The 11708-nt window shown below is 41.7% G+C and carries 11 protein-coding genes; 8 read left to right on the top strand and 3 right to left on the bottom strand.

Annotated features, from left to right (window positions below):
* Positions 1-29: 29 nt before the first annotated feature.
* Together HMPREF9703_RS08420 and HMPREF9703_RS08655 are read right to left on the bottom strand one after the other, a co-directional pair.
* Positions 30-428, bottom strand: coding sequence for a (deoxy)nucleoside triphosphate pyrophosphohydrolase (locus tag HMPREF9703_RS08420; RefSeq protein WP_004637032.1), 399 nt, complete (start codon positions 426-428; stop codon positions 30-32).
* A gap of 69 nt (positions 429-497) precedes the next feature.
* Entirely contained in the window at positions 498-2402 is a 1905-nt protein-coding gene (locus HMPREF9703_RS08655; RefSeq protein ID WP_004637031.1) for a S8 family serine peptidase, read from the bottom strand.
* Between the two features lie 96 nt (positions 2403-2498).
* On the opposite strand from HMPREF9703_RS08655, the gene HMPREF9703_RS08405 reads away from it, so the two are divergent.
* The 6 genes from HMPREF9703_RS08405 to fucO all read left to right on the top strand — a co-directional run bounded on the left by HMPREF9703_RS08405 (position 2499) and on the right by fucO (position 7558).
* Entirely contained in the window at positions 2499-3041 is a 543-nt protein-coding gene (locus tag HMPREF9703_RS08405; RefSeq protein WP_004637030.1) for an NYN domain-containing protein, read from the top strand.
* 88 nt (positions 3042-3129) lie between these two features.
* The gene (locus tag HMPREF9703_RS08400; protein ID WP_004637029.1) at positions 3130-3447 is read left to right on the top strand and encodes a helix-turn-helix domain-containing protein; all 318 of its coding nucleotides are present in this window, start codon (positions 3130-3132) and stop codon (positions 3445-3447) included.
* 307 nt (positions 3448-3754) lie between these two features.
* Positions 3755-5206, top strand: a complete 1452-nt coding sequence (aldA, locus tag HMPREF9703_RS08395; RefSeq protein WP_004637028.1) for an aldehyde dehydrogenase — start codon at positions 3755-3757, stop codon at positions 5204-5206.
* 201 nt (positions 5207-5407) lie between these two features.
* Positions 5408-5995 carry a hypothetical protein gene (locus tag HMPREF9703_RS08390; RefSeq protein ID WP_004637027.1) on the top strand — a complete coding sequence of 196 codons (588 nt, stop codon included), beginning with the start codon at positions 5408-5410 and terminating at the stop codon, positions 5993-5995.
* The gene (locus HMPREF9703_RS08385) at positions 5985-6212 is read left to right on the top strand and encodes a hypothetical protein (RefSeq protein WP_004637026.1); all 228 of its coding nucleotides are present in this window, start codon (positions 5985-5987) and stop codon (positions 6210-6212) included. Before HMPREF9703_RS08390 ends, HMPREF9703_RS08385 begins: the two co-directional genes overlap by 11 nt.
* Positions 6213-6403: 191 nt before the next feature.
* Entirely contained in the window at positions 6404-7558 is a 1155-nt protein-coding gene (gene fucO / locus HMPREF9703_RS08380) for a lactaldehyde reductase (RefSeq protein WP_004637025.1), read from the top strand.
* An 84-nt stretch (positions 7559-7642) separates the two neighbouring features.
* On the opposite strand, the gene HMPREF9703_RS08375 is transcribed toward fucO, so the two are convergent.
* A complete protein-coding gene (locus HMPREF9703_RS08375) occupies positions 7643-8563 on the bottom strand; it encodes an AraC family transcriptional regulator (protein WP_004637024.1) in 921 nt (306 codons plus the stop codon).
* Positions 8564-8747: 184 nt separating this feature from the next.
* Here HMPREF9703_RS08375 and HMPREF9703_RS08370 point away from each other — a divergent pair, with 184 nt between their 5' ends.
* Positions 8748-10130 (top strand): MFS transporter, encoded by a 1383-nt coding sequence (locus HMPREF9703_RS08370; RefSeq protein WP_004637023.1) that lies wholly within the window; start codon positions 8748-8750, stop codon positions 10128-10130.
* 101 nt (positions 10131-10231) lie between these two features.
* Positions 10232-11707, top strand: a complete 1476-nt coding sequence (locus HMPREF9703_RS08365) for a rhamnulokinase (RefSeq protein WP_004637022.1) — start codon at positions 10232-10234, stop codon at positions 11705-11707.
* Position 11708: the final 1 nt, after the last annotated feature.

The following is an 11708-nucleotide window of genomic DNA, read 5'->3' as shown; positions in this document are numbered from 1 at the left end:
GGACTAGCTGTGGGGGCTAGTCCTTTTGGTTAAACAGATTTTTGTGACAGAATATTAACAGCTTCGATATCAACGGGTGCCCATGTGAGGGTGTTTAGTTCAGTTGGCTTTAACCATTTATGTTGGCTATGTTCGGTTAGTCTGAGCTCACCAGCTTCAATATGAACAGTAAAGACAGAAAGCTCAACTATACCAAAATCATATTGGAAGCGTGCTGTATTAATAAATTCATCGACAACAATTGTAAGCCCTAGTTCTTCTTGGATTTCGCGAGTAAGTGCCTCTTCTTTTGTTTCGCCGGGTTCGATTTTGCCACCGGGGAACTCCCACAAGTTTGGCAAAGTCATGGTCTCTGAACGTTCAACAGCTAAGATATGACCGTCACGGACAATGGCTGCTCCTACAACTTTTATTAATTTATCAGTCATATTAATTCCTTTCTATAATTAGATCCTCTCTTTTTGCAGTTTCATTTTATCATGTTCATAGACGGAAAGCTACTGTTGGCGGGGGTTGATCCAGTGTTTCATGATAACAATCAATCCAGCTAGCACGAGAGTACTTATCCCCATGATTATCCACAGTGTGCGTGTTGGGGAGTTAGGGTTAGATTGAGCTGGGGTAGTGTTGTTGATATCTTTGGTATTGAAGACGGCGAAGGTGCCGGTTTGGTTAGTGGTTCGTTGTAAGTAGTGGCCACTGTGTTCAGCATCTAGGGCCGTCCAGTTCTGTTCGTTATCTAAGATGTAGATGTCTGTGCTATCCTCCCAATTATCTTGGGCGAGGAAGCGATAGGTCATCGGTTGGGTGAAGGTGGTCTTCGGTGCGCCATTCTGCTGGATTTCGAATTTGACAACCGTAGACTGTGCTGAGGCTGTTTCGATAGCATCATGGGTGGTCACATCCGTGAATTTGAAGAGTGCTTCGCCGGTATCTAAGGCATCAGCGGGGACCTCCCATTCGATATCATTTAGATAGAAACGCAAGGTGATCTGGCGCGATTTCATCGTTCTGACTTGTGCTTCGGTGAGACGCAAGGTATCCGGGCCGGTATCTGTATAGGTTAAAGCAAGGATGCCTTCTGCTTGAACTTGGGCGAAATATTCGTCAGCGAGGAAAGAGCGGGTTCCTTGGGCAGCGGGTTCAGCCCAATAGAGTTCAGAGGGCTCTTTGGTTGCGGCATCCGTATGGTTTGAGTTGCGGTCGGTATTGTTAGTCTGTTGTCGGTCTTCGGGAGCTAAGAATTGGACTAAGCCATGTCCGAAGAAGTCTGCATCATCTAAGTCTTGTGCTTGTTCGAGTAAACGTTCGGTCGCTTCCGAAGCAGTTATTTGATATTTTTGCATTAAAAGTGCGGTAATGCCCGCTGCATGTGGGGTTGCTTGGGAACTGCCACTCAGGGTTGCGAACGGATAGCCATAGACACTATCGGGTGAGGAGAGGCTAGTAATCTCGACGCCAGGTGCCGTGAGGTCATTCTCAGGGCCAGCGATAATGTCAGAGGCGGCGTGCTGGAATTGATCGATGCTCGTAACAGAGATAACGTCAGGGTAGGCTGCTGGGTAATCCACAGCTGGCTGCCCGTTCCCGCTGGCGCTGTAGATGACGATGCCTTGGTCAGTGGCTTGTTGGACGGCTTGGCGCATGCCTTCATCTTCGCCTTGGAAGCCGGAACTGACGACAATGATATCCACACCTTGTCGCATGGCTGCATAGATTCCTTCTGTCAAGTTGTAGACTGTGGTGCTAGGCGTGTTATCAGCATCAAGCACATCTTTGTGGTAGACTTTTACTCCATATAGGTTGACATCGGGAGCGACGCCGGGGAATTCTGAATCCGCGGCGGCAGCGATAATACCAGCGACGTGGGTGCCGTGTCCCATGTGGTCGTTCGTCCAAGGATCATCGTTGAAGATAGAGGCTCCTCCAGCGAAAGTGATATTCGGATGATCGATGTAGAAGCCGGTATCGACTACCGCAATGTTGACTCCTTTTCCTGTAATGCCTTGTTGGTGAGCAATGTCCGCGCCAATCGTCTGTAAGTTCCAAGGGTAGTTGGCGGAGCTGGAAGTTCTCTTAGTGCCATCCGTTTCTAAGGGGACGACAGTTTGGTTGGGGCGGATAGACTTGATGTGGGCTTGGCTTCGTAGGAGGTGGATGTATTGTTTGGGAATAGTGAGAGCACGTGTCGGTGTATACCGAGACGTGTGGACTTGGGTGACTTGTGGGGGCAGTTGGTCTTCGTTAGGCATGTTGTCTACGTGGTCATATTCAACAATCAACTGCACGTCTTCTGTTGCATGAACGGGTTCGCTGGCAGGGCGGAATAGGGCAATAGTGATGATCAGCAGGCAACAGAAGCTGAAGATTCGGGAGAGGACTGAGCGACATTTTTTTGACATAAGCGGGGCTCCTAACGTGTTATAAATAGTTTATTCTATGATACCACAATAAATGTGTTAAAATAAGTAAGACAGTATGATGAGAGGGGTGAGTTGGTGAAGCGAGAGATTCTGTATGTGGATGGTTATAATATGATTGGGGCGTGGCCAAATTTGAAGCGACTGCAGCAACGGGATGAGATTGGGACGGCTCGTGATGAGTTGTTGCATGAGTTGAGTAATTATGGGGCATTCGCGGGGATTGAGGTGATTGTGGTGTTTGATGCGCAGTTGGTGCCGGGGATTACGCAACGGTATGAGCAGTATGATCTGGAGGTGATCTTCACGCAGGAGGGTGAGACGGCGGATGAGTATATTGAGCGGTCGGTGGGTGAAGAGAACTTTTTGGTTTCGAATGTGAAGGTGGCGACGAGTGATTTGGCTGAGCAGTGGATGATTTTCCAGCGCGGGGCGACACGGAAGTCAGCGAATGAGCTGTGGAAAGATATTAAGCAGACGAAGCAGTCGATTACGAGCGAAGCGACGGCATATCGGCTCAGTCAATATCGCCGCAACTCACCGATTACAGATGAAGACCAATACCGCTTGCGGAAGCTGTATCATCAAATGGTGAATCAGAAGACTGATGAAAAAGAGTAGTCATGGAGGATTCTTGAGCAATACATGATCGTGAAAAAGAAATTGCCAGGAAAATTTTAAGGCGATATAAGAAATAGGAGTGTTCAAGATGGGAGATAAACCAGTATTATTCGATGCATATTTACAAGAAGATTTAGCACAACAATCAGATGAATACAAAAAAGAATTTCATAAAGAAGTTTATATGCTAAAAATTGCCTGTAAAGTAATGAACTTCAGAAAAGAACTAGGGCTTACTCAGAGAGAATTTGCTCAAAAAACTGGAGTGGCTCAATCAACTATAGCTGATATTGAAAATGGGAATGTAGATCCACGTTTATCAACACTTGTTAAATTAGGTGTCAATACTGGATTTGCGCCAGATATTTCCTATACGGAGAATAAAAAAGAGTTAACATTTGCATAGGTGTGTACTGCCCCCAAAGGTTGGAGTAAATTATTCTAACTTTTGGGGGTAGTATAGGTTTGACATCTCTGAGCGGGTTATTTTTTTATTCAATATACACAATAAAGATTTCACAAAAACGGGCAAAAAATATAAAAATTGAAGTGTTAGAGGCGATGATAACTTGTTAGCGCTTGTTTTTAATTGAATTTGTATCTGGCGAGTGATTTTATCAGTTCAGAGAGTTGCTTTCGTTGATCAATATATGGTAGATTATTACTATAATGTAAACGGTTTATAATTTATGAAGAGAGGATTTGTGAAACGAATGGAATTGAAGTTAGATCAGTATAAGATGTATATTGATGGGCAGTTTGTAGAGAGTTCGGAGGGGACGTTAGGGGATAATATTAATCCATCCACTGGAGAAGTACTTAATCAAGTGCCGCAAGCTTCACTTGAGGACTTAGATCGGGCGCTGAAGGCAGCTCGACGGGCACAGAAGTCTTGGAAACATGTCCCATCCAATGAACGTGCGGAATACTTGTATCTATTATCGGATTTAATTTTAGAGCATAAGGAAATATTTGCGAAGGTTATTTCTACGGAAGTCGGGAAGGTCTTAGAGCAGGCAATGGGTGAAGTGGAAGCAACAGCAGAATATTTCAAGTATTATGCTGGGTGGGCACGTAAGTATGAAGGAGAGATAGTGCCAAGCGATAGTCCGAATGAAAATATTATGATTTTCAAGAAACCAGTTGGCGTTGTTGCGGGGATTTTGCCGTGGAATTATCCATTCTTCCTTATTGCACGGAAAGTAGCTCCAGCTATTCTAACGGGTAATACTGTGATTGTCAAACCGTCCAGTAGTGCTCCGAATAATGCGCTGATTTTTGCACAATTGTTAGAAGCGGTTGATCTACCAGCTGGAGTTGTCAATATTCTGTCTGGAGATCGCGAGTTCGGCTCGGCATTAGCTAGTAGCCCGGATGTTGATTTAGTCTCTATTACGGGATCAGTTCGCGCTGGACAAGCAGTGATGAGAGCTGCTTCAGAGAATATTACGAATGTGAATTTGGAGCTCGGTGGGAAGGCGCCTACTGTTGTTTGGAAAGACGCTGATCTTGATGTGGCGGTTAAGGCAATTGTAGCCAGTCGTGTCATTAATTCGGGACAGGTATGTAACTGTACGGAGCGAGTCTATGTCCATGAAGCGGTTAAAGATGAGTTCTATGACAGAATTACTGAAGCGATGAGTCAAGTGAAATACGGGAATCCACTAGAAGATGAATCTGTCGATATGGGGCCGCTCATTACCCAGAGTGGTTTGGATAGTGTTGAAGAGAAGATTTCGGCCGCTACATCAGCTGGTGCGCGTATTTTAACAGGTGGGCAGCGGGGAGAAGGATCAGGTTACTTCTTCGAGCCAACTGTTATTGCGGATGCAACGAATGATATGACTATTATGCAACAAGAAATCTTCGGCCCTGTCTTACCGATTGGCACTTTCAAGACATTGGACGAAGCGCTTGAACTGGCTAATGACTCTGATTACGGATTAACATCAGCTATCTTCGCCCAAGACTACAATGTTATTCTGAAGTTTATTAACAATATGGAAGCTGGGGAAGTGTATGTTAATCGTCATAGCTTCGAAGCTATTCAAGGATTCCATGCCGGATGGAAAAAATCAGGTATTGGCGGCGCAGATGGTCGTCACGGGCTAGAGGAATTCTTAGCTACCACTGTTGCCTACATCGAATATGACAATGAAGTATAACGAGTAATTCAATAATACATCAGCACCTTCACACGATTGACTTAGTGTGGAGGTGTTTTTTTAAAATAGAGAATGCAACTTCATATTAATAGTTGAGTTTTTTCAGTGCTTGAGCTATGATTAAGGTAAGTAGAAGAATAATATTTTATTATTTAGATAAAGTAATAAGATAAACAGGATGTCAACATAGGAGGCTCCTAAATGCTAAGATTACTTGAAACAAGTGTATATTGGTTAACGCATGGTACAATTAAAAAATATGCTGATAAAATATTAGAAGAAAAAGAATTTAAAATAATTGAGCGTGACGATCATTGGCTAGGTAATGGTGTGTACTTTTTCATTGAAGATATAGATAAGGCTATATGGTGGAGTGGCGAAGCACAGAAAAGATATAAGAGAAAATACGGCGATACAGAAGACAAAGCGGTATTATTGGTTAAAAATTTTAAGACTCAAACAAATGAATTATTTGATTTAGACAGTGAACAGAGCAGGAATGAGTTAAATGATGCTATTAAAATAATTAATAAAAATGAAGAATATAATTTTGATTTTGAGGGATTGACGGAAGATAAAAAGAGAGCAAAAATAATTGAAATATATTGCCTATATAGAGGGTATAAAGCAACAAGATTCACTTTCCACCGAGACCCATTACCACAACATAAAGAGTTAGCTGAGATGGGTATTTTAAATAATGAGAGACAGATATGTATATATGATCAATCACTCATTGATTTTGATAATATTTATTATATACCAGAGGAGGATTACAATGAATATTGATATGGATAAGTTTGCTAAAGTAGCAGAAAAAGCAGGAGTAAAAGTAACTAAGGTTGAGGAAGGAAAAAGTGGCTTTTATGATAATGGAGTGCATATAGACTTAGAAAAATTGTTCCAAGGCCACTTTGGTTTAGACTTTACAGGAATAAAACTTACGGAAGAGAATAGCCGACTGTCAAGTGGTTTTCGTGATGCAGAAGAATTGAAAGAGATGTAATCATAAAAAATAGGATGGGACCGGGATTAATCCATCCTATTTATTTTGGACATCTAGTGAATTTAATAACAAATAGATAAGACGTATTTATTGATTATGAAGACAATTATTTTGCATTAATGGTTAAATTATTGATAATTAAGTTTATACATGTTAAATTTATAACAAGAAAAAATATAGGAGGGTTAATGATGGGAAATAGAATCATATTAAATAAGTTGAGTTATCATGGATATGGGGCGTTAGATCACATAAAAGAAGTTATAACCGATGAGGGCTTCCAAAATATTGTTGTCTTTACTGATGAGTATATGATGAGCAGTAAAAATATAGAAAAAGTCACCTCAAAATTAGATGAATTAGCGGTAGATTATCAATACTTCACTGATATCCAGTCTAATCCAACGATTAAGAATGTGCAGGAGGGGTTAGCGGCTTTAAAAGAGATTGAGGCGGACGCTATAATTGCGGTCGGAGGCGGATCGGTTATCGATTGCGCGAAGGCAGCGGCGATTGTTCATACTAACCCTGACTTCGAAGATGTTCGTAGTCTAGAAGGTGTTGCGGATACTAAACATAAATGTACACCGATTATTGCGATACCAACAACGGCAGGAACTGCAGCAGAGGTAACGATTAACTATGTGATTACCGATGAAGAATCGAAGAAGAAGATGGTCTGTGTTGATCCGAATGACTTGCCGATAGCAGCTATCGTTGATCCAACTATGATGGAGAGTATGCCAAAAGAACTAACAGCTTCAACGGGATTAGATGCACTGACGCATGCCATTGAAGGATATATTACAAAAGGTGCTTGGGAATTGACAGATATGTTCCATCTTAAATCGATCGAATTAATTGCCCAGTATCTTGAAGATGCTGTGGATGGGAAGGCGTCTGGATTTGAAAAAATGGCTTTAGCACAATATGTAGCGGGTATGGGATTCTCTAATGTAGGTTTAGGGATTGTTCACTCGATGGCTCACCCATTAGGCGCCGTATACAATACACAACATGGGGTAGCTAATGCGATTATATTACCGACCGTGATGGCCTATAATGCTGATGTTACTGGTGAAAAATATCGAGAAATTGCGAGAGTTATGGGTGTTGAGAATGTAGATGCGATGTCACAGACAGAGTATCGTGAAGCAGCCATTCAAGCGGTGAAAGACTTAGCCAAGCGAGTAGGTATTCCAGAAACTCTTGACGGCATTGTGAAGGAAGAAGATATCGACTTCTTAGCTCAGACAGCACTAGATGACGCTTGTACGCCAGGAAATCCGAAAGACCCAACATTGGAAGACATAAAAGAGTTATACCGCTCCATGTTATCTAGCTAATAGATTATATAATCTCCCTGATAGACGACTACAGCAAGTCGTTTATCAGGGAGATAGTTTATTATTCAGCTCATTAGGGATGGATTAGTTTCTTGAGACGAGTGTTTTGTTTACGAAGTTATCTGTATGGGCTTGGATAGCTGACGTGCGAATGTTGGACTTGATGGTAATTTGGTTCGTGGCAGAAGTCTTCAGGTATGCAGTCGGTGTGACACCGGTAAATTCTTTAAATACGCGGTTAAAGTTGCGACTATTATTAAACCCACACTCAAAGGCAATATCCGTCATATTGTAATTTTTGTGCAACATACTAATGGCGCGCTCGATACGGATCGCATTCACATATTTCACAAATGTATAGCCAGTATGTTGCTTGAAGAGCGTCGAGAAGTAACTTGGGCTAAAGTTTGTCATCTCAGCGGCATCATCGAGGGAAATATCTTCATTGTAATGTTGTTCGATATAGTATAGTAACTCCTGGAACTTAAAGAGATTATCTTTATGCTTATTCTGACTAGGTTCATCTAAGACGAGGTGGTTCGTCTGGCGGATTAAACTGAAGCATAGTTTCTGAAGCTGTGATCGAATGAGTTCTTCGTGGTAGTCACGTTGCTCCATTAATTCTCGGCCAATCATTTGGAAGGTATTCTGAATTAGTCCGTCTAATCCAAGTTGTTGAAGTTTTTTGTGAGAAAGGTGTGGGCTGGTGAGCTGGTACGTGTTAAAACTATCATGAATAATTAATGGATCAAAAATTAGAAAAGCTAGTTCATTGTTCATATAATCACTGTCACTATAATGAATATCACCACTACTACATAGCACAAGATCACCTGCTTCAGCGAAAACTGTCTTCTCATCCACGGTTATCTTCGCCTGGCCCTTCATGACATAGATTAATTCATATTCCGGATGCCAATGTGGAATAAAGTGTAAATCCTTATAGGACTTGTGCCATACCTTAATGCCTGAATCATATTGTCTAGTCTCAAAAAATGCATCCATAACGGAATCTCCTTTTTTTAATTTTCGTCTTAAGTATACCCATAATCAAAAAATATGTCTAGTATTATGAAATAAATCACTAGATAATAAACCGATTACAACAGATAATAGGTATAAGCGATAACGAAAAAGAAGGAGGGTAGTTGTGTTAGGTGTTGTTGATGAATAAAGGAAGGGGAATAAAATGGGTCAAAGAGCAGCAGTAGACAAGCAAAATGCAAAGTTGAATTTTTCGGAGCGGCTAGCTTACGGTTTTGGTGATGGAGCGACAGGTTTTGCCGGTGTAATGGTTACAAGTTTCGCCATGTATTACTTTACAGATGTGATCGGAGTAGCAGCGGGACTGTTAGGGACGATTCTGATGCTTTCACGTGTGTTAGATGGGATCACTAACGTTCTGATGGGATATATTGTAGATAAAACGCGTACAAAATATGGGAAAGCACGCCCATGGGTATTAGGGGCCACGATTCCGTTAGTAGCTTCGTTAATTGTACTCTTTAGTGTTCCGAGCAGTTGGGAGATAGGGAATCAAGTTCTGTATATTGTGCTAGCTTACAACTTCTATTTCCTGATGTATACGATTAGTAATATTCCATACGGGACGTTAGGAACATTAATTACTCGGGATCAAAAGGAACGAAGTAATTTAAATATTGCGCGTATGCTAGGTTATTTCATCGTTATGTTGATTGTATCTAACGTTACAATTCCATTGGTTGAATTATTCGGTGGAGATACAGCAGCATGGCAATGGACAGCTGGCTTATATGGGCTGATTATGATTGCAATGTTCTCATACACCTTCTTCGGGACAACTGAACGTGTTAAACCAGCAAAAGGTTCAACAGCCGGAGAAGATGTTCCATTAGGTGAGTCACTGAAAACCATTGTAACCAATAAATATTGGGTCATGATTTTCTTCATCATCTTATCAGGATGGGCAATGTTGGATATCTTAATGGGAATTAATGTGTACTATGCAGAACATATTCTAAAAGATGTCAGTATTGTGGGACGATTAGCGATGTTCTTTACGATACCACTCTTAGTTGGATTTTTATCAGTGGGGTACTTTAATGCTCGGTTTGGGCGTATGAAGACACTCTATCTAGGGTTAACACTGATGATTATTGGTAGTGCACTTGTTATTATTGATGGGCTGAACGTTCCACTGGTCTTAGCAAGCACTGCTCTACGAGGCTTTGGATTCTCTGCTCTTATGGGGAATGCTTATGCGATGTTAGCTGATACGATTGACTACGGTGAATGGAAAAGCGGTATGCGAATTGAAGGATTAACGTTCAGTGGTGGTACTTTTGCCACTACACTTGGTCACGGATTAGGATCGGCAGGGATTGGTTGGATTTTAGGCGCTGGTGGCTATGTTAGTGGTGGTGGAACGGCGGCTCAGCCAGATGGTGTATTTTTTGTAATTGACTTACTGTTCATTTATATTCCAATTATTATTGCGATAATTATTATGATCTTACTTCACTTCTATAAGTTAGATGATATCTATCAAGATATTATTCATGATTTATTTGGAGAAGATGGTGAGAACTAAATCGTAAAATATGTCCACATTAACGTAAAGGCTTTCTATTATTTGGAAGCGGTTATGTGATAAAGTTATTGTGAGGACATTATAAATAGAAGGAGGATACTATGAGCAATGTACTAGCGATTGATTTAGGTGCATCGAGCGGTCGGGCGCTGTTAGGTAAGTATCATGATGGCGAGTTATCTGTCACGGAGATTCATCGCTTCGATGATTATGTAATCGATCATGGAGATGGGCATCTGTCTTGGGATATTGAGCTTATTATGGATCATATTTATGAGAGTATGGCTCAGGCTGAAGCATCTCACGGGTTTGATAGTCTATCGGTTGATTCGTGGGGAGTCGATTTTGGCTTGTTAGATCAGGAGGGGCATTTAATCGCCAATCCAGTGCATTACCGTGATAAGCGGACGGATGGCATTCCAGAACGAGCAGCAGAGATTTTATCCCATGCGGAGATATATGAAGAGACTGGAATTCAGATTCTGGCTATTAATACGCTCTATCAATTATTGGCGGTGAAGTGGCACGAGCCAGATGTGTACGAGCGAGCAGAAACTTATCTGCACATTCCAGATTTGATTCATTACTTACTAACAGGTGAGAAGTATGCTGAACGTTCGATGGCATCAACTAGTCAGCTGTTTAGTCCACATTCATTAGAATGGAGTGACAACATCCGGGAAGCATTTGACTTGAAACCAAGTTTATTTGCGCCACTGATTGATGCTGGAGAAAAAGTGGGTGTTCTAAATACGGACCGAGCAACAGAGTTAGGTGTGGCAGGTAAACCTGTCCTCACATGTGCTAGTCATGATACAGCGAGTGCAATCGCCAGTATTCCGTCCGATACTCCGGCGACATTCTTGTCCAGTGGTACGTGGTCACTGATTGGAAAAGAGCTGAGTAAACCATTCCTCACTGATGAACGATTATTTTCTAATGAGTATGGTGCGGGCAATATTACGCTACTTAGTAATTTGACCGGATTGTGGATTATTCAACAGTTAAGAGAGGCATATAGTCAACAAGGCCAAGATTATACGTATAGAGAAATTGCTCAGTTAGCTAGTGAAGCAGAAGATTTGCATGCGTATATTGATGTCAGTGACGAGCGATTTGCAGAACCAGGGGAGATGATCCAAAAAGTACAAGATTATCTTGCTGAAACCAAGCAACCGGTTGCTACCGAACCAGGTGATATCTTCCGTGTGGTATACGAGAGTTTAGCCTTGACGTATCGACAAGTATTGGAAGAGATGGAAAGTCGCTTGGACAATGATCAGACCGGTGAAGTGCTCTATATTGTTGGTGGCGGGACGAAAGCTACTATTCTGAATCAATTAACGGCGAATGCGACACAGAAGACGGTCCATATTGGTCTTAGTGAAGGAACCGGTGTCGGGAATATTTTACTCCAATTAGTGGCTTTAGGAGAGGTGGCTTCATTAGAGGACGGGCGTCAATTAGTCGAACCGTTACTACAAGATGAATTAGCTGGTTCAGCCATATACGAGCCACAAGATAATGCACAGTGGGAAGTCAAGTACCAAGAATTTATAGCTAAAGGAAGTCGGTAAT

This window comes from Dolosigranulum pigrum ATCC 51524, from assembly GCF_000245815.1.
Taxonomy (GTDB): Bacteria; Bacillota; Bacilli; order Lactobacillales; family Carnobacteriaceae_A; genus Dolosigranulum; species Dolosigranulum pigrum.
The sequence above is the reverse complement of the archived record's forward strand: the minus strand, read 5'-3'. Positions and strand labels throughout refer to the sequence as shown.

What these genes read in the sequence shown, in the direction of transcription:
- HMPREF9703_RS08385 (WP_004637026.1), top strand. Translation starts at nt 5,985, where the DNA reads ATGAATATTGATATGGATAAGTTTGCTAAAGTAGCAGAAAAAGCAGGA.
- HMPREF9703_RS08655 (WP_004637031.1), bottom strand. Translation starts at nt 2,402, where the DNA reads ATGTCAAAAAAATGTCGCTCAGTCCTCTCCCGAATCTTCAGCTTCTGT.
- HMPREF9703_RS08400 (WP_004637029.1), top strand. Translation starts at nt 3,130, where the DNA reads ATGGGAGATAAACCAGTATTATTCGATGCATATTTACAAGAAGATTTA.
- aldA (WP_004637028.1), top strand. Translation starts at nt 3,755, where the DNA reads ATGGAATTGAAGTTAGATCAGTATAAGATGTATATTGATGGGCAGTTT.
- HMPREF9703_RS08375 (WP_004637024.1), bottom strand. Translation starts at nt 8,563, where the DNA reads ATGGATGCATTTTTTGAGACTAGACAATATGATTCAGGCATTAAGGTA.
- HMPREF9703_RS08370 (WP_004637023.1), top strand. Translation starts at nt 8,748, where the DNA reads ATGGGTCAAAGAGCAGCAGTAGACAAGCAAAATGCAAAGTTGAATTTT.
- HMPREF9703_RS08390 (WP_004637027.1), top strand. Translation starts at nt 5,408, where the DNA reads ATGCTAAGATTACTTGAAACAAGTGTATATTGGTTAACGCATGGTACA.
- HMPREF9703_RS08365 (WP_004637022.1), top strand. Translation starts at nt 10,232, where the DNA reads ATGAGCAATGTACTAGCGATTGATTTAGGTGCATCGAGCGGTCGGGCG.
- HMPREF9703_RS08420 (WP_004637032.1), bottom strand. Translation starts at nt 428, where the DNA reads ATGACTGATAAATTAATAAAAGTTGTAGGAGCAGCCATTGTCCGTGAC.
- fucO (WP_004637025.1), top strand. Translation starts at nt 6,404, where the DNA reads ATGGGAAATAGAATCATATTAAATAAGTTGAGTTATCATGGATATGGG.